16 protein-coding genes, 1 tRNA gene and 1 pseudogene are annotated in these 16583 nt (G+C 62.8%); 10 read left to right on the top strand and 8 right to left on the bottom strand.

Going from position 1 to position 16583, the window contains the following annotated elements; all coding sequences use genetic code 11:
* Window positions 1-136: 136 nt before the first annotated feature.
* Both cimA and FTO60_RS08140 read left to right on the top strand, forming a co-directional pair.
* On the top strand, window positions 137-1756 hold the full coding sequence (gene cimA / locus FTO60_RS08145; protein WP_148055491.1) for a citramalate synthase: 1620 nt from the start codon (window positions 137-139) through the stop codon (window positions 1754-1756).
* The gene (locus FTO60_RS08140) at window positions 1753-2514 is read left to right on the top strand and encodes a squalene/phytoene synthase family protein (RefSeq protein WP_148055490.1); all 762 of its coding nucleotides are present in this window, start codon (window positions 1753-1755) and stop codon (window positions 2512-2514) included. The genes cimA and FTO60_RS08140 overlap by 4 nt, the downstream gene beginning before the upstream one ends.
* On the opposite strand, the gene FTO60_RS08135 is transcribed toward FTO60_RS08140, so the two are convergent.
* The 3 genes from FTO60_RS08135 to cobA are packed head-to-tail and all read right to left on the bottom strand — an operon-like array spanning window position 2511 to window position 5897.
* Window positions 2511-3746, bottom strand: a complete 1236-nt coding sequence (locus tag FTO60_RS08135) for an MFS transporter (RefSeq protein ID WP_148055489.1) — start codon at window positions 3744-3746, stop codon at window positions 2511-2513. The two genes, FTO60_RS08140 and FTO60_RS08135, sit on opposite strands and share 4 nt — an antisense overlap.
* 27 nt (window positions 3747-3773) lie before the next feature.
* Complete coding sequence (locus tag FTO60_RS08130) at window positions 3774-5045, bottom strand: cobyrinate a,c-diamide synthase (RefSeq protein ID WP_148055488.1); 1272 nt, start codon at window positions 5043-5045, stop codon at window positions 3774-3776.
* On the bottom strand, window positions 5046-5897 hold the full coding sequence (gene cobA / locus FTO60_RS08125; RefSeq protein WP_148055487.1) for a uroporphyrinogen-III C-methyltransferase: 852 nt from the start codon (window positions 5895-5897) through the stop codon (window positions 5046-5048). It lies immediately after the preceding gene.
* Between the two features lie 97 nt (window positions 5898-5994).
* On the opposite strand from cobA, the gene FTO60_RS08120 reads away from it, so the two are divergent.
* The 8 genes and pseudogenes from FTO60_RS08120 (at window position 5995) to pgi (ending at window position 13795) form a co-directional block, all read left to right on the top strand.
* Window positions 5995-7038 (top strand): cobalt-precorrin-5B (C(1))-methyltransferase, encoded by a 1044-nt coding sequence (locus FTO60_RS08120; protein WP_148055486.1) that lies wholly within the window; start codon window positions 5995-5997, stop codon window positions 7036-7038.
* The gene (locus FTO60_RS08115) at window positions 7035-7763 is read left to right on the top strand and encodes a cobalt-precorrin-6A reductase (protein ID WP_148055485.1); all 729 of its coding nucleotides are present in this window, start codon (window positions 7035-7037) and stop codon (window positions 7761-7763) included. The genes FTO60_RS08120 and FTO60_RS08115 overlap by 4 nt, the downstream gene beginning before the upstream one ends.
* On the top strand, window positions 7745-8389 hold the full coding sequence (locus tag FTO60_RS08110; protein ID WP_148055484.1) for a DNA-3-methyladenine glycosylase: 645 nt from the start codon (window positions 7745-7747) through the stop codon (window positions 8387-8389). Before FTO60_RS08115 ends, FTO60_RS08110 begins: the two co-directional genes overlap by 19 nt.
* Window positions 8386-9054, top strand: coding sequence for an alpha/beta hydrolase (locus FTO60_RS08105; RefSeq protein ID WP_148055483.1), 669 nt, complete (start codon window positions 8386-8388; stop codon window positions 9052-9054). The genes FTO60_RS08110 and FTO60_RS08105 overlap by 4 nt, the downstream gene beginning before the upstream one ends.
* Window positions 9055-9232: 178 nt before the next feature.
* Window positions 9233-9817: an HNH endonuclease gene (locus FTO60_RS08100; RefSeq protein ID WP_148055482.1), complete on the top strand. Its 585-nt coding sequence runs from the start codon at window positions 9233-9235 to the stop codon at window positions 9815-9817.
* 211 nt (window positions 9818-10028) lie between these two features.
* Window positions 10029-11480, top strand: a complete 1452-nt coding sequence (gene zwf, locus FTO60_RS08095; protein ID WP_148055481.1) for a glucose-6-phosphate dehydrogenase — start codon at window positions 10029-10031, stop codon at window positions 11478-11480.
* A gap of 41 nt (window positions 11481-11521) precedes the next feature.
* Window positions 11522-12191: pseudogene (gene pgl, locus FTO60_RS08090) on the top strand (6-phosphogluconolactonase).
* Window positions 12192-12196: 5 nt separating this feature from the next.
* The gene (gene pgi, locus FTO60_RS08085) at window positions 12197-13795 is read left to right on the top strand and encodes a glucose-6-phosphate isomerase (protein WP_148055480.1); all 1599 of its coding nucleotides are present in this window, start codon (window positions 12197-12199) and stop codon (window positions 13793-13795) included.
* 3 nt (window positions 13796-13798) lie between these two features.
* Here pgi and FTO60_RS08080 read toward each other — a convergent pair whose 3' ends face one another.
* From FTO60_RS08080 to FTO60_RS08060, 5 genes are all read right to left on the bottom strand, one after another.
* On the bottom strand, window positions 13799-14266 hold the full coding sequence (locus FTO60_RS08080; RefSeq protein ID WP_148055479.1) for an acyl-CoA thioesterase: 468 nt from the start codon (window positions 14264-14266) through the stop codon (window positions 13799-13801).
* A gap of 1 nt (window position 14267) precedes the next feature.
* The gene (locus FTO60_RS08075) at window positions 14268-14630 is read right to left on the bottom strand and encodes a RidA family protein (protein ID WP_148055478.1); all 363 of its coding nucleotides are present in this window, start codon (window positions 14628-14630) and stop codon (window positions 14268-14270) included.
* Between the two features lie 120 nt (window positions 14631-14750).
* Window positions 14751-14824: transfer RNA gene (locus FTO60_RS08070), tRNA-Gly, on the bottom strand.
* Window positions 14825-14857: 33 nt separating this feature from the next.
* Window positions 14858-15724 carry a DUF1989 domain-containing protein gene (locus tag FTO60_RS08065; protein WP_148055477.1) on the bottom strand — a complete coding sequence of 289 codons (867 nt, stop codon included), beginning with the start codon at window positions 15722-15724 and terminating at the stop codon, window positions 14858-14860.
* Window positions 15725-15816: 92 nt separating this feature from the next.
* Window positions 15817-16491 (bottom strand): hypothetical protein, encoded by a 675-nt coding sequence (locus FTO60_RS08060; protein ID WP_148055476.1) that lies wholly within the window; start codon window positions 16489-16491, stop codon window positions 15817-15819.
* Window positions 16492-16583 lie beyond the last annotated feature (92 nt).

Raw genomic sequence — 16583 nt, 5'->3', positions numbered from 1 at the left:
TGGGGGCGGTCGGGGGCTGTGCGTGCCAAGGGCACGAACGCGTTCTTGACGTCGTATCGCAACACGCCCCGGACTTGATCCGGGGCCTCAACCTTGCCGACGAGGCCCCGGATCAAGTCCGGGGCGGGAGGATCGCATGACCAAACAACGCCTCTACCTTTACGACACCACCCTGCGCGATGGCCAACAGACCCAAGGCGTGCAGTTTTCGACGTCCGAAAAGCAGCAGATCGCGCAGGTTCTGGACACCCTTGGGCTGGACTATATCGAGGGTGGTTGGCCCGGTGCGAACCCCACGGATAGCGATTTTTTCGACGCCGCGCCCAAGACCCGCGCGACGATGACCGCCTTTGGCATGACCAAACGCAATGGATACTCTGCCGAAAATGACGATGTGCTGGCCGCCGTGATGAACGCGGGCACCCCCGCCGTCTGTCTGGTGGGCAAGACCCATGATTTCCACGTGACCACCGCCTTGGGGATCACACTGGAGGAGAACCTTGAAAACATCGCCGCCTCGGTCAAACATCTGGTCGCTCAGGGGCGCGAGGCGCTGTTTGACGCCGAACACTTCTTTGATGGCTACAAGGCCAACCGCGATTATGCGCTGGCGGCGATCAAGGCCGCTCATGATGCGGGCGCGCGCTGGATCGTGCTGTGCGATACCAACGGTGGCACGCTGCCCCACGAGGTTGGCGCGATTGTGACGGATGTGATCGCCAGCGGGATCGCAGGCGAAAACCTGGGGATACACACCCATAACGATACCGAAAACGCGGTGGCCAATTCGCTGGCGGCCGTGGATGCAGGGGTGCGGCAGGTGCAGGGCACGCTGAACGGGCTTGGCGAACGCTGTGGCAATGCCAACCTGACCTCGCTGATTGCTACGTTTCTGCTCAAGGAACCCTATGCATCCGCGCTCGACACCGGCGTGACGCCCGAGGCACTGACCCGATTGCGCCGTGCGTCGCGTTTGCTGGATGATATCCTGAACCGTGTGCCGCAAAAACAGGCGCCCTACGTGGGGGCTAGTGCTTTCGCGCACAAGGCCGGTCTGCATGCCAGTGCCATCGCCAAAGACCCGACAACATACGAACATATCGACCCGGCACTGGTCGGCAATACGCGCATCGTGCCGATGTCGAACCAGGCGGGGCAATCCAACCTGCGTGAACGTCTGGAACGTGCCGGTCTGAGTGTCAAAAAGGGCGATCCGGCGCTGACCCGCATCCTTGAGCGCATCAAGGAGCAGGAGGCGCGCGGCTATTCCTATGACACCGCACAGGCGAGCTTTGAGCTGCTCGCGCGCGAGGAACTGGGGCTGCTGCCGACCTTTTTCGAGGTCAAGCGCTACCGCGTCACGGTGGAACGCCGCCGTAACAAGCGCGGCAAGATGGTGTCGCTGTCAGAAGCCGTCGTCGTCGTGAAGATCAATGGCGAGCGGATGCTGAATGTCAGTGAAAGCCAGGGGCCGGATGGCAGTGACCAGGGTCCGGTGAACGCATTGGCGCGGGCCTTGTCCAAAGACCTTGGTCCCTATCAGGCGCTGATCGACGACATGCATCTGGTTGACTTCAAGGTGCGCATCACCAACGGCGGAACCGAGGCCGTGACCCGCGTCATCATCGACAGTGAAGACGGGCAGGGGCGCAGTTGGTCCACCGTGGGTGTGAGCGCCAACATAGTGGACGCATCCTTTGATGCGCTGCTTGATGCGATCACCTGGAAACTGGTGCGTGACGGGGCAACGACGTGAGCCTGAACGCCTGCGCGGCACTGGTTGAAAAGGGCGATCCTGACCGGTTCCTTGCGGCGATGTCCTGCGCGCCGGATGTGCGGGCGGTTCTGTTCCCGCTATATGCTTTCAACCTTGAAGTGGCCCGCGCCCCCTGGGTGACCCGCGAGCCGCTGATTGCGCAGATGCGTCTGCAATTCTGGCGCGATGCGGTCGGCGATGTGATCGCGGGTAAACCTGCGCGCGCCCACGAGGTCGCAGGGCCGCTGGCCGCAGTCATCACGGCGCACAGCCTGCCTGCATCGCTGTTTTCCACCCTGATCACCGCGCGCGAATGGGATATCGACGGCGCGCCCTTCGCGACCGAAGAAGAGGTGATCGCGCATATTGATCGCGGCGCCGGATCGCTGGTGGTGTTGGCGGCGCTGGCTTTGGGGGCCGTGGCCGGGGACGAGGGCGATCTGCGCGAAGCGGCGATTGCGGGCGGCATTGCCAACTGGCTGCTGGCCGTGCCCGTGTTGACGGCGGCGGGGCGCAAACCGCTGGCCCATGAAACGCTTGCCGAAGTGCGCAATCTGGCTGATTACGGGTTGGGCATGATCGCCAAACATGGCCGCCGGGACTTTGGCCGGGCAGGGGCGGCACTGCGGGCCAACTGGCGCGCCCGTGACCTGCTGCGCGCGGCGCACAAAGACCCGCAGGCGGTGCCGGACGGGCGCTTGGGAACATCCGAATTCCGGCGCAGGCTGTCCTTGATCGGGGCGACCTGGCGGCGCTAGGCCGCGAATACGCGCGGGCGCATCACCAGCCAGATCAGCGCGCCCCCCGCCAGTGCCAACAGCGGCACCATCGCGGTGTTGACGGCCGTCCAGCCTTCCTGGGCGGTGCCGCCCGAACAGTTCATCAACCCGCCCGAGGCCAGCGAGGCAATCGTCACCATGCCAAAGACGATAAAGTCGTTCATGCCCTGCACACGGCCTTGTTCGTGGGGTTTATAGGCGCTGGCCAGCATGGTCGTGGCCCCGATAAAGCCAAAGTTCCAGCCGATTCCCAGCAGCACAAGTGCAAGGAAAAAGTTACCCAGTTCCACGCCCGACAACCCGACAACCCCCGCCGCACCAAGGAGCGCCAGACCCAGCGCGACGATCCTGCGCGCGCCGAAACGGGCGATCAGATGGCCGGTAAAGAACGATGGCACGAACATCGCCAGAACATGGGCCGACACGATGTCGGACGCATTCGAGGTGGTGAATCCGCAGCCGACCACGGCCAGCGGTGTCGAGGTCATTACAAGGTTCATCAGCGCATAGGCGACCATCGCGCAGATGATCGCCACAAGGATCACCGGATCGCGCAGCAAATCACGGCGTGACCGGCTTTGCGGGCTATCCGCGTTGACGACCGGCGGTTTCGGGATATCAAGAAAGATGAACATCAACATGCCAGCGGCGTTGATCAGAATCGCGACCATATAGGTGCCAACGAAGGGCACGGCGGTCAGATCGGTCGTCACCTTGACCAGTTGCGGGCCGATGATCGCGGAAATCAAACCACCTGCCATAACATAGGAAATCGCCTTGGGGCGGAAGGATTCCGAGGCCGTATCAGCCGCGGCAAACCGGAAAAAACCCTGCGCGGACATGTAGATACCGGTCATGTAGCTGCCCAGAAGGAACAGGTAGAAGCTGCCAATCGACAGGGCATAGGCGCCAATCAGCGAGCCGATCATCCCGCCAATCGCCCCGACGAAAAAGCCAAACCGCCGCCCGCGCAGCTGCATCACATGGCTTAGCCAGGGCGCGGTGGTCATCGACCCGAACACGATCATCGAAATCGGCAGGGTGGCGAAACACAAAGACAGCCCCGAAGCGCGTGCAAGCTGCTGTCCGGCCAAGCCGCCGATCACGAAAATCATCGTGATCTGGCTGCCCAGAAAGGCCTGTGCGCCGACAAGGATCGCCACATTGCGCCGTGCGCGGCCGTCGTCGATCTGGGTGTTCACGTCACTCATGGCCCTAGCGGTAGTCCGGTTGCCGGGTCATGGCAAGGCACGGTCAATCAGGTGCGCAAAGCTGCCGCAGGCGCGCCCTGCGCGCAGGCCCATATGGGGCAGGGCCGTGCCTGCGGCGTCGGTGGCGTGAAACAGGGGATCGCCGCGCGCGTGCAGCGTTGTTGCATAGTGGAATTCGTGACCGGCCCAGCGCCCCGCCATCGGGCCATGATTGCTGTGCAGGTGGCGATAGCCAAGGTGTAGTTTGCGCTCTTGGAACGAGGTCGCGAGATCAAGCAGGCCCAGCATCGGATGGGCGGTGCCGTCCGCATCGGTGATGCCTTGCCCCATGACCATGTATCCGCCACATTCCCCATAAATATCAGTATTTTCTGCGGCACTTCTTATGCATTGCATGAAGTTCGTGGCGCCCGCGATCTGCCCGGCATGCAATTCAGGATAGCCGCCGGGAAGATAGATGAAATCGGCGTCCCTTGGCCCCTCGTCGGCCAGCGGCGAAAAGAACGACAGCTCCGCCCCCGCCGCACGCCAGTCATCCAGCATATGCGGATAGGCAAAGGCAAAAGCCTGATCGCGGGCAACGGCGATGCGCTGCGCAGGGGGTGCGATACGCGGGGCCGCCTTTGCACTGATCCCGGGGGCAGCGGCGGCCAGCGCCAGCAGCGCCGCCATGTCCAGACCTGCGCCGATCACATCGGCTGCGCGCTCAAGATAGCTGTCCAGATCGGCGCGTTCACCCGCCTGCACCAGCCCCAGGTGGCGCGAGGGGTGCGCCAGAGCTGCATCGCGCGCGACCACGCCAAGGATTGCCACATCCGCCAAGGCGTGGCGCAACATCGCTTCGTGGCGGGGCGATCCGACATTATTGAGGATCACGCCAGCCACCGTGACGCCCGGATCATGCGCCACAAACCCGGCGACCAGGGGCGCAACTGATCCGGCCATGCGCGCGCAATCCACAACAAGCACCACGGGCAGGGCCAGGTGGCGCGCCAGATCCGCCGTTGCCCCGCGCCCCGCAGGTGGCGCACCGTCAAACAGGCCCATCGCGCCCTCGATGATCAGATCGCCACTGCCTTCGGCAAGCGCGCGCAGGCGGTCGGGCGTCATCGCCCATGCGTCAAGGTTCACACATTCCCGTCCCGTGGCGGCGGCGTGAAACCGCGGATCGATATAGTCGGGGCCGGATTTGGCAGAGCGGATATCTGCGCCCATGCGGGTGGCAGCCCGCAAAAACCCCAGCGTCACAGTGGTTTTGCCCGATCCCGAGGAGGGCGCCGCAAAGATCAATCCGCCCATCTAGGCGCTCTCGGCGGGGCGTCCACGACCCAAGGGGTCAAGGTTGCGCGGGGCTTGTCCGGCAGCCTGACCCTGCCAGTCAAGCACTTGCCGCATCAACACCGATCGGCCCACGCAGATGATCGCAGGCGGCTCGAGACCCGCCGCCGCGATGTCATCGACGATGGTGCCAAGGGTGGTTTCCAGCACTTGTTGCTGGGCGGTTGTGGCGGTGGTCACTACGGCGACCGGTTCTTCCAACGGGCGGCCAGCGGCCAGCAATTCCGCTGTGATCCGCGCGATATGCTTCATGCCCATATAGATCACGATGACCTGCGATCCGGCCGCAATCGCCTTCCAGTCCAATGACGATGTCACATCGCCTGACTGATCATGCCCTGTGACGAAGGTCACCGACTGGTTCACATCGCGGTGGGTGACGGGAATGCCCGCATAGGCCAGCCCGCCGATGCCTGCCGAAATGCCCGGGATAATGCGCACGGGGATATCGTGCTGCACAAGGGTCTGGGCCTCTTCGCCGCCGCGCCCGAACACGAAAGGATCACCCCCCTTGAGGCGCAGCACCTTTTTGCCCGCGCGCGCCAGATCGATCAGATGCAGCGATATATCGCGCTGTTTGGCCGATGGTTTGCCGCCGCGTTTGCCCGCATAGACATGGTCGGCCTGCGGTGCCCAGTCCAGAATGGCCTCTTGGACGAGCGCGTCGTAGATCACCACATCGGCCTGGCGCAGCGCGTTCAGCGCATGCAGTGTCAGCAACCCCGGATCGCCGGGCCCGGCACCGCACAGCCAGACCCAGCCGGGCTGCATTTGCGGCCAGTCATGGGCGGGAAGGGCGAGCGAGTCGGTCATCCGCTGTTTATGGCCCGTCACGCTGGGTTGCGAAAGGTGGCAAACGACACCGGATTGCGGATTGGCGGCATCGCAACGCGCGGTTAAGGTCGCAGAAATGACACGCAAGCCAACAGGGGAATTGCGCCGTGGCTGGACCACAGGCGCTTGTGCGACCGCCGCCACCAAGGCGGCGTTGATACGTCTGTGGGGCGGGCAGTTTCCCGAATCCGTGCAGATCACACTGCCCAAGGGCGAAACACCCGCCTTTGCGGTTGAACACATGGATGCAGGCGCGGATTGGGCCGAAGCAGGCATCATCAAGGACGCGGGCGACGATCCAGACGTCACGCATGGCGCGCTGATCATCGCACGGGTGACCCCGTCAGACGGTGGCGTGCGGTTTTTCGCGGGCGAAGGTGTCGGCACCGTGACCAAGGCGGGTCTGCCCATCGGTGTTGGTGAACCGGCGATCAACCCGGTGCCGCGCGCCATGATGGATGAAATTGTGGCAGAGATGGCGGGCCACTACGGCCAATCGCCCGACATCGCCATCACGATTTCCATCCCGAACGGGGCCGAGATTGCGCAGCGCACCTGGAACCCGCGTTTGGGGATCACAGGCGGGCTGTCGGTGTTGGGGACCACCGGCATCGTGCGGCCTTTTTCCTGCGCGGCCTGGATCGCGTCGATCCATCGGGGGGTCGATGTGGCGCGCGCCAATGGCACGACGCATGTGGCGGGTTGCACCGGCAATATGTCGGAAAAAACTGTGCAGGCGCTATACGGGCTGCCCGATCACGCGATGCTGGATATGGGCGATTTCGCGGGCGGAATGCTGAAATATCTGGCGCGCCATCCGGTTGAACGGGTCACCATCGGCGGCGGGATCGGCAAGATCACCAAACTGGCGCAGGGGGCGGTTGATCTGCATTCGGGGCGATCAACGGTTGATTTCGCGGCTTTGGCCGCCCTGATGGATGATCCGCGCCTTGCGCAGGCCAATACCGCGCTCGAGGCTTATGAAATTGCCGGGCCGCCATTGGCGCAGGCGGTGGCCGATCTTGCGTTGTCGCGGCTGCAAACGGAATATGTCGGGATGATGTTTGACGTGGTGATCATTGATCGCGCAGGCCAGATCATCGGGCGCGCGGGGCCATGAAGGTCCTGCTACTGGCTGGCACGCGTGAGGCCAAGAAAATCGCCTGGGGGCTTGTCGGGCAGGGGGTAAGCGCGATTGCCACGCTGGCGGGTGCGACGCGCGACCCCGAACCTTTGCCGCTGCCGACCCGCGTGGGTGGCTTTGGCGGGGCCGAAGGGTTCACCGCCTTTGTGCAAGAGGTGGGGATCACGGCCGTCATTGATGCCACCCATCCCTTTGCCTCACGGATCACCGACCGCACGGCGGCGATCTGCGCGGCGCGCGGGTTGCCATATTTGCAGGTGCTGCGTCCGGCGTGGCAGGCGGGCAAGGGTGATCATTGGACGGACATCCCGAACCCGCAGGCTGCGGCCGATATCATTCCGGCGACGGCCACGGTGTTTCTGGCGACGGGTCGCCAGACTTTGGCGCAATTTGCGGGCCTTGAGGGGCGGCGTGTGATCTGCCGCCAGATTGATCCGCCCACTGCGCCCTTTCCGTTCGAAGGCGGTGAATTCGTGATCAGCCGCCCGCCGTTTTCCGTGGCACGCGAGGAGGCGTTGTTTCTTGCGCTTGGCGTGGATTGGCTTGTGGTCAAGAACGCGGGCGGCGCGGCCAGCGCGACGAAACTGACCGCCGCGCGCAATCTGGGCATTCCCGTGGCGATGATCGCACGCCCGCCGATGCCGGATGCGCCGCGGGTTCAGACACCGGCTGAAGCTTTGGCATGGGTCGTGGCACTGTGACGGGTCGCATTATTCGCACGGATGCTTGCGTGGCCGAAGGGGCGGCCTGGCTTGCGGCGCGCGATCCGCGCTTCGCGCAGGCGCTGGCCCGCACCGGCCCGCTGCCCCTGCGCCTGCGACCCGAAGGATTCGCCGAGCTGCTGAGCGCGATCATGTCCCAGCAGGTCAGCGTGGCCTCGGCCCGGGCAATCTGGGCGCGGTTGGCGGCGGCGGGGCTGGATGATGCGGCGCGCGTTGCCGCAGCCCATGAAGACGATCTGCGCGCCTGCGGATTGTCGCGCCAAAAGATCAAATATGCCCATGCGCTTGCGGCGGCCGGCATTGATTTCGACGCCCTGCGCGGCCAGCCCGATGGCGCGGTCATCAAGACCTTGACCACCGTGCCGGGCATTGGCCCCTGGACGGCCGAGATTTACGCGATGTTTTCGCTGGGGCGCGCGGATGTCTTTGCCCACGGTGATCTGGCCCTGCAAGAGGGCGCGCGGATGCTGTTTGACCTGCCCGCACGCCCCGGCGAAAAGGAGATGCGGGCGATGGCGCTGGACTGGTCGCCCTGGCGATCGGTTGCGGCGCGTCTTTTGTGGGCTTACTACAAGCTGGAAAAGGACAGGGAAGGGATAACATGACACGCGCATTGACGGCCGGACGCCGCGAGCCTTTGTCGAGCGAGACCCGTTCGGCGGTGATCTTCTTGCACGGCTATGGTGCCAATGGGGCCGATCTTCTGGGTCTGGCCGATCCTTTGGGTGAACACCTGCCCGACACGCTGTTTCTGTCGCCCGATGCGCCCGAAGACTGCGCCGGATCGCCAATGGGGTTCCAGTGGTTTCCGATCCCGTGGATCGACGGATCAAGCGAGGAGGAATCAATGGAAGGCATGGCCCGCGCCGTGGCTGATCTTGACGCCTTTCTGGACGGGGTGATGGTGGATGAAGACCTGCTGCCCGAACAGGTCATGGTATTCGGCTTTTCCCAGGGGACGATGATGGCGCTGCATGTGCTGCCGCGCCGCGAAGACCCTGTCGCGGGGATATGCGCCTTTTCGGGGCGTCTGGTGCAGCCCGAAGTGTTGCAAGACGAGCTGCTGTGCCGCCCGCCGGTGTTGTTGGTGCATGGCGACAGCGATGATGTGGTGCCGCCCGAAAGCCTGCCGCAAGCCGCCGAGGCCCTGCAGGGCGCGGGGTGGAAGGAAGTCTATGCCCATGTGATGAAAGGCACCGGCCACGGCATTGCGATGGACGGGCTGGAAGTGGCGCTGGCGTTCATGCGGCAACGTCTGGGCTATGCCTGAGCCGGGGTTTGCGCCGCCCTTCGGGCGTCGCGATTCGAGTATTTTTGAACAGAAGAAGCCGGGGGTGGGTTTGTCCTTGCCAATGTGGCACATCTGGGGCTTGTCAGATCGTGTGCCCTATATATAGTCGGGGTATGTGCAGCGGGGGCGACCCTTGCCGTGAAGCGGGCAGAACGTGATGGATGGTGATTTTAGAACAGATTTTGTGCGGGCCTCGGGCAAGCTGAAACAGCATCCCGCTTTGGTGCTGAACGCCGATTACCGACCGCTTTCCTATTATCCGCTGTCGCTTTGGCCCTGGCAGGAAGCGGTCAAGGCGGCCTGGCTGGACCGGGTGGATATCGTCGCGCAGTATGACGAATATGTGCACAGCCCCTCGACGGTGATCAGGATTCCATCGGTTGTGGTGCTGAAAGACTATGTAAAACCTCAAAAGCGCGTGGCCTTCACGCGCTTTAATTTATTTCTGCGGGACGAATTCTGCTGCCAGTATTGCGGTGCGCGCGGTGATCTGACCTTTGACCACGTGATCCCGCGGGCGGCGGGCGGTGTCACCTCGTGGCAGAATGTCGTTGCCGCCTGCGCCAAGTGCAATCTGCGCAAGGGCAGCAAAAGCCTGCGCCAGTCGGGGATGTCACTGCGCAAGCCGCCGCGCCCACCCGGTGCCGAAGAACTGCGCAATACCGGGCGCAAGTTTCCGCCCAATCACCTGCATGACTCCTGGGTTGATTTTCTTTACTGGGATGCGGAGCTGGAGGCCTAGGGGCGGCCCGCGGACTGGCTTGCAAGCTGCAATTCTGATCAGATGCTGAACCGCGCGGGCGAGGGTTGGCGCGTCGCTTGGCCCGATGGCGTTGTTCGCGTAAACAGTTGAAACCGTCACAATAGGGGCTTGGGTGCACGGGCGCAGTTGACCTGCACGCGGCCCCTGCGTATTGGGGTGACGTTAGCGCTAACGAATTAGGAGCGGGCGAATGGTCTCACGCGTTATTCCGACGGATGATTTCGATCTGGTGATTTTTGGCGGAACCGGCGATCTGGCGCGCCGCAAGATCCTGCCCGGTCTGTTTCGCCGCTTTCTGGCCGGGCAAATGCCTGAAACCTCGCGGGTGATCGGTGCGGCGCGGTCGGATATGGACAGCGCAGGGTATCGCGACATGATCCGCGCGGCGATTGCCGAATTTGGCGGGCCCGAAAAGCGCCAGAAAAAGGCGATCGAGGCTTTCGTGGCCCAGCTTGAATATGTCACCGTCGATGCGATGGGCGATGGCGGCTGGAAGCCTTTGGCCAAGCTGATGCGCAAGGATGTCGTGCGCGCGTTCTATTTTTCGGTCGGGCCATCGCTGTTTGGCGCCCTGGCCGAGCGTCTCTATGGCCACAAGATTGCCGATGAAACCAGCCGGATTGTCGTGGAAAAACCCTTTGGCCGCGATCTGGGCAGTGCGCGCGAATTGAACGCGACACTGGCTGCGCATTTCAACGAGGATCAGATTTACCGGATTGATCATTATCTGGGCAAGGAAACCGTCCAGAACCTGATGGCCGTGCGCTTTGGCAATATGCTGTTCGAGCCGCTGTGGAACAATCACTACGTCGATCATATCCAGATCACCGTGGCGGAAACGGTCGGTGTGGGCGGGCGCGGCGGCTATTATGATAAATCCGGCGCGATGCGCGATATGGTGCAGAATCACCTGATGCAGCTGTTGTGCCTGATCGCGATGGAGGCGCCGCATCAGTTTGACGCGGACGCTGTGCGGGACGAAAAGCTCAAGGTGATCCGCGCCTTGCAGCCGCTTGATCCACACCATCTGGTGCGCGGCCAGTATGACGCGACCTCCAAGACCCCCAGCTACCGCGACGACGCGGAAAACCCGCGCAGCCACACCGAAAGCTTTATCGCCATGAAGGCGCATATCGCCAACTGGCGGTGGGCGGGTGTGCCGTTTTATCTGCGCACGGGCAAGCGGCTCAAGGCGCGCACATCGGAAATTGTCGTTGTGTTCAAAGATCTGGGGCATTCGATTTTCGAAGGTGATGAAAAACGCCACCGCAATATCCTGACGATCCAGTTGCAGCCCAACGAAGGGATGAACCTGCAAGTAACAATCAAGGAACCGGGGCCGGGGGGCATGCGCCTGATTGACGTGCCGCTGGATATGACCTTTGCCGATGCCCTGGGCCCGGACGCCGACGATGTGCCTGATGCCTATGAACGGCTGATCATGGATGTGATCCGTGGCAACCAGACCCTGTTCATGCGCGGTGACGAGGTCGAGGCGGCCTGGGCCTGGACAGATCCGATCATTGAGGGCTGGCAGGCGCGCAACGATGTGCCCAAGCATTACGACACAGGCTCGGCTGGCCCCGAGGACGCGATGATGCTGATGCATCGTGACGGGCGCAAATGGCGTGAAATCAGGTAAGGTGGGTCAAGACCCACATGACCGATCTGAAAGGAACCCCGATGGACCTGAAAGAATATGCCGACGCGGAAATGATGATGATGGATCTGGCCAACGTCATCGCCGGTGAATTGAAAGCGGCCTTGCTGCACGATGATCACGCGTCATTGGCCGTGCCCGGGGGACCACGCCGGGGCCGATCTTTGACAGTCTTTGCGCCACCAATCTGGACTGGGCGCGCGTGCGGGTGATGCTCACCGATGAACGCTGGGTGCCCGAAACGTCCGAGCGGTCCAACACGCGACTTTTGCGCCAGCGTCTTTTGGTGGATCGGGCCGCGGCGGCGACCTATGTGCCGCTTTACGCCGATGCGCCCAACCCTGAAGACCGGCTTGATGAATTGCAGGCCACTGTTGCGGATCACCTGCCGCTTTCGGTCTGTCTGTTGGGCATGGGGGCGGATATGCACACCGCCTCGATCTTCCCCGGGGCCGATCAGTTGGATAATGCCTTGCATGGCGATGACCTGCTGGTGGCGATGCGCGCACCCGGCGCGCCCGAACCGCGCATTACATTGTCGGCGCATGTGCTGAAGGGCGCGATGAAGCGCCATATCGTCATCATCGGCCGCGAAAAACGCGAAGCCCTTGAACGCGCACGCAATCTAACCCCGAAGAAGCACCCGTCGCGGCCGTCTTGCGTGGCGCAACGGTGCATTGGGCAGAAAGGTAACTGATATGTGGGACGCATTGCGCGCACACCATGCCGGGGTAAAAAACCGCCGCTTTGAAACACTGGTCGATCAGGCCCGCGCCGCCGATTTTTCCGTGCAGGCGGGCGATATGCTGCTGGATTACGCCAAGACCAACATCGATTCTGACGGGCGCAAGCTGCTGATTGATCTGCTGGATCGGGCGGGCGTTGCCGCCAAACGCGATGCGATGTTCAGCGGCGCGGCGATCAACGAAACCGAAGGGCGCGCGGTCTTGCACACCGCCCTGCGCAATCTCGATGGCGCGCCGGTCATGGTGGACGGTGTCGATGTCATGGACGGCGTGTTGCAGACCCTGTCGCGGATGGCACGTTTCGCCGCCGATGTGCGCGGGGGCGTGTTTCAGGGGCAGGGTGGCGCGATCACCGATGTGGTCAATATCGGCATCGGCGGGTCCGACCTTGGGCCAAAGATGGCGGCGATTGCACTGGCGCCCTATCATGACGGGCCGCGCTGCCATTTCGTCTCAAACGTTGATCCGGCCGATATCGCGCAGGTCTTGCGCGGTTGCGACCCGGCGACGACGCTGGTGATCGTAGCCTCGAAAACATTTACCACGATTGAAACCATGACCAACGCCCAGACCGCCAAGGCCTGGATGGGTGAAACGGTGTCCGATCCCGCCGCGCAATTTGCCGCGCTGTCCACATCGGGTGACAAAACGGCGGCCTTTGGCATTGATCCGTCGCGCGTGTTCGGGTTTGAAGACTGGGTCGGCGGGCGTTATTCCATGTGGGGCCCGATTGGCCTGTCGCTGATGATTGCCATCGGCGCCAAGGCTTTTCGCGCCTTTCTGCGCGGCGCGCAGGCGATGGACACCCATTTCCGCAGTGCCGAGTGGTCGCAGAACATGCCCGCATTGTTGGCAATGGTGGGCATCTGGCACAACCAGATCTGTGGTCATGCGACCCGCGCGGTGCTGCCCTATGACAACAATCTCGCGCGCCTGCCGGCCTATCTGCAACAGCTCGAGATGGAGAGCAACGGCAAGGGCGTCAGCATGGATGGCGCTGACCTGAGCGTCAATTCCGGCCCCGTGGTCTGGGGCGAACCGGGCACTAACGGGCAGCACGCCTTTTATCAGTTGATCCATCAGGGCACGCGCGTTGTCCCTTGCGAATTTCTGGTCGCCGCCCGTGGCCACGAAGACGACTTACATCACCAACACCAACTGCTTGTCGCCAATTGTCTGGCTCAATCCGAAGCCCTGATGAAGGGCCGCGATCTGGCTGAGGCGCGCAGCAAGGTTGCCGATAAATTCGAGGGCGCAGAGCTGGAGCGCCAGGCCCGCCACCGCGTGTTTCCGGGCAATCGCCCGTCGGTGACGATTGCCTATCCGCAGCTTGATCCCTTCACCTTGGGCCAGATCGTCGCGCTTTATGAACACCGCGTGTTTGTCGAAGGGGTGGTGCTCGGCATCAACTCCTATGACCAATGGGGCGTGGAACTGGGCAAAGAACTGGCCACCGCATTGCAGCCCGTTGTTGAAGGCGCGCAGGGGACCGATGACAAGGACGGATCAACGGCGGCGCTGGTCGGCTTCTTGCGCCAGAACGGGGTGTAACCGTTACCCCTGCACCGCGCCGTCTGTTGCAATGAAGTGCCGCCGCAGGGCGTCCGTCAGCGGACGTTTTGAATTATCGGCGTTCAGCACCACGACGACAGCGGTGCCGGTGGTGGTGAGGGTCCCATCCACGAATGTCGCATAGTCCATGCTGAAGCTGCTGTTGCGCATCGCCACCGTGCGCGCCACGTTGATATAGGCGGCCCCGCGCATCACCTCGGCGTGGTAATCCAGACCGACAGTCTTGACGACAAATTTCGAGTCCGGCCCCGCGAGGTCATAAAGCCCGTAAGATTCCAGATAGACCACCCGCAGGGTTTCATACCAGCGCAGATAGACCACGTTATTGACGTGGTTCAGCGCATCAAGTTCACCAAAACGCACGCGGTCCGCCATCCCAAAGCCCCACGGGGCGGGGATACCGGCGGCGCGCAACGCGGGCGCGTCAAGCGGGGTCAGAAACGGGGGCATCTTACTGTGCTGCGACGACGATGATTTCCACGCGGTAGCCGGGCGTGGCCAGCCTGGCCTCTCCGGCATAGCGTGCGGGGCAGTCGCCTTGCGGCACCCATGCATCCCACACGGCGTTCATTTCCGCGAAATCCGCCATATCCGCCAGCCAGATCTGCGCCGTGAGGATACGGGTCTTGTCGATGCCCGCTTCGGCCAGCAGGGTGTCGATCTGATCAAGGCACCCTTGGGTCTGCGCGGCCACGCTTTGCCCCTCGGCCGCCACCTGGCCGGCAAGGTGGACGATCCCGTTGTGGATGACGGCCTGACTCATCCGGGGGCCGGTGTGCAGGCGGGTAATCGGGGAGAGGGGAATATCGGACATATGGGCGTTCCTTGTTGGCCAACCGCGTTACGCGCGGGACATAAGTTCAAGTCCTCAGGTAGCGAAGCGGTAGGGCATGAATCAAGTCCTCAAATAGCGAAGCGGTAGGACATAAACCAGTGGAGCGGGTAACGGGAATCGAACCCGTAACTGAAGCTTGGGAAGCTTTCGTGATACCTTTTCACCATACCCGCGCGCCCCTGAGATAGCCGCGCCACCAAGGGGCGTCAATGGCTACCGTGCGTGCGATCATAGGCATTTGGTGCGGGCGGCTTATGGGCGGCGCGGGCGGCTTTGCCGGGGTCATGGATTTCGATCAGCAAGGGAAAACAGGGTGCCGTATCAGAGGTATGTTCCGCCGAACAATCGCCACCCGGACAGGCGGACAGGCCCAGCGTGAGGTCAATTTCCGCATAAAATTCAAGGTAGTCACCGGGGCGCACCGGGCTGGCCTTCATGAAATACTGCCCCGTGTCGCGGGTAAATCCGGTGCACATGAACACGTTGAGAACATCGTGGATATGGACCTCGGCGTCGTGCAGGGGCAGATCGCGGTGTGCGGCCAAAGCGCGCGTCAGGTTGGAATGGCAGCAATGGTGATAGGGCGCGCCCTTCAGCAACGCCCCCGTGTAGGGATCACAACGTGTGCCGATTACATCGTGGACCGATCCGCCAAACTCATCGAACCCATACCAGTCCAGTGTGTCGTCGGTGATCGTCGCCATCGGTCGCAGCGTCGGAAAAGACGACCACATCCGATCGCCCGTCGACAGATGGGTGCCATGCAGCGCGCGGGTCTTGCCGGAATAGAAGCGCTCACTCAGATCGGCAGTGTTCCAGAGGTTCAGATCACCGACCTGCGCGCCGCCGACCGATACGATCCGAAAGAAACAGCCCGCAGGCACGTCAATGCAGGCAGCGTCGCGGGGTGGCACGGTGATCTGCGCCGATTTGGTCGCGGTCTGGCGCAGCGCTGCCAGCGCGGGCAAGTCCGGCGCGGGGAGCGTGTCGGGCGGATAGCAGATGACGGGTTGCACGGCGCGGCGGGCGTCGGCGTCATCTGGCGGGGCAAAGTGAGGCACTTCGGGCTTCATCGGCGGGGCTTTCTTTGACCGTTTGGAACGGCGTGGGCGGCCAGTTTCGGCGGGCGAACCGCGATCGTCAAGCCGTCACGCGGTGGCGGACGCTAGAACAGCAGCGTCAGTCGCAGGCTCCCCCAAAGGATGTGCCAGAACAGGTAAAAGGCGATACGCAACCCGAACATGGCTGCAAAACCATAGCGCTGGAAAAGCCAAAGCTGCACAGCGCTGATCAGCGTCACATTGCCCAGCACCAGCAGGGCCTGCAACGTCGGCCCTGACAGATAGGCAACCTGAAACAACGGTTCCACCAATATGACGGGCGCGATGATCCACCAAACCGGAACCCAGCGCGGCACGATCAGCGCAAGAAGCGCAAGCGGGATAAGGTGAAACTGCACCTCGGCGACAACGGCGATCGCAGGATAGAAAAACAAAGCGTCCGGCAGCGGCAGGTTCAAGTCGCGCGGGAACCGCAGCGCCAGATCAATTGCGACGGGCGGCAGCGCCAGCAATGCGCCCAGCCCCGCAAGAACAAATAGCCCCCTTGGCGCTGTCCAGAGGTGGGACTGCGGCAGTCGTTCGCGGTAATCCAGCAACACAAGCGCGCCCAGCCCAAGACCCGCGCTGACAATGACCGACGGCAGCAGCGGCAAACGCCCCAGAACGGGAAGGGACGATCCAGTTCCGGACATCAGCAGCAGGGTTGCCGCCACAACGGCAATCGCCGCGATGGTCAGATACGCCCGATGGCGGCTGACAGGATGATCCAGTGGCCCCATGAAACCAAACTAGGCCATCAAACACAGCTTTGCATTGATGCAGTTCAAACGGACCGGCGCAGCGCGGGCAGCGTATCGGGCGGATAGCAGAT

The sequence above is a fragment of the Octadecabacter sp. SW4 genome (assembly GCF_008065155.1).
Lineage (GTDB): Bacteria > Pseudomonadota > Alphaproteobacteria > Rhodobacterales > Rhodobacteraceae > SW4.
Note: the sequence above shows the minus strand (reverse complement) of the source record. Positions and strands in the feature narration are given on the sequence as shown.

What these genes read in the sequence shown, in the direction of transcription:
- cimA (WP_148055491.1), top strand. Translation starts at nt 137, where the DNA reads ATGACCAAACAACGCCTCTACCTTTACGACACCACCCTGCGCGATGGC.
- FTO60_RS08135 (WP_148055489.1), bottom strand. Translation starts at nt 3,746, where the DNA reads ATGAGTGACGTGAACACCCAGATCGACGACGGCCGCGCACGGCGCAAT.
- FTO60_RS08130 (WP_148055488.1), bottom strand. Translation starts at nt 5,045, where the DNA reads ATGGGCGGATTGATCTTTGCGGCGCCCTCCTCGGGATCGGGCAAAACC.
- cobA (WP_148055487.1), bottom strand. Translation starts at nt 5,897, where the DNA reads ATGACCGACTCGCTCGCCCTTCCCGCCCATGACTGGCCGCAAATGCAG.
- FTO60_RS08120 (WP_148055486.1), top strand. Translation starts at nt 5,995, where the DNA reads ATGACACGCAAGCCAACAGGGGAATTGCGCCGTGGCTGGACCACAGGC.
- FTO60_RS08115 (WP_148055485.1), top strand. Translation starts at nt 7,035, where the DNA reads ATGAAGGTCCTGCTACTGGCTGGCACGCGTGAGGCCAAGAAAATCGCC.
- FTO60_RS08110 (WP_148055484.1), top strand. Translation starts at nt 7,745, where the DNA reads ATGGGTCGTGGCACTGTGACGGGTCGCATTATTCGCACGGATGCTTGC.
- FTO60_RS08105 (WP_148055483.1), top strand. Translation starts at nt 8,386, where the DNA reads ATGACACGCGCATTGACGGCCGGACGCCGCGAGCCTTTGTCGAGCGAG.
- FTO60_RS08100 (WP_148055482.1), top strand. Translation starts at nt 9,233, where the DNA reads ATGGATGGTGATTTTAGAACAGATTTTGTGCGGGCCTCGGGCAAGCTG.
- zwf (WP_148055481.1), top strand. Translation starts at nt 10,029, where the DNA reads ATGGTCTCACGCGTTATTCCGACGGATGATTTCGATCTGGTGATTTTT.
- pgi (WP_148055480.1), top strand. Translation starts at nt 12,197, where the DNA reads ATGTGGGACGCATTGCGCGCACACCATGCCGGGGTAAAAAACCGCCGC.
- FTO60_RS08080 (WP_148055479.1), bottom strand. Translation starts at nt 14,266, where the DNA reads ATGCCCCCGTTTCTGACCCCGCTTGACGCGCCCGCGTTGCGCGCCGCC.
- FTO60_RS08075 (WP_148055478.1), bottom strand. Translation starts at nt 14,630, where the DNA reads ATGTCCGATATTCCCCTCTCCCCGATTACCCGCCTGCACACCGGCCCC.
- FTO60_RS08065 (WP_148055477.1), bottom strand. Translation starts at nt 15,724, where the DNA reads ATGAAGCCCGAAGTGCCTCACTTTGCCCCGCCAGATGACGCCGACGCC.
- FTO60_RS08060 (WP_148055476.1), bottom strand. Translation starts at nt 16,491, where the DNA reads ATGGGGCCACTGGATCATCCTGTCAGCCGCCATCGGGCGTATCTGACC.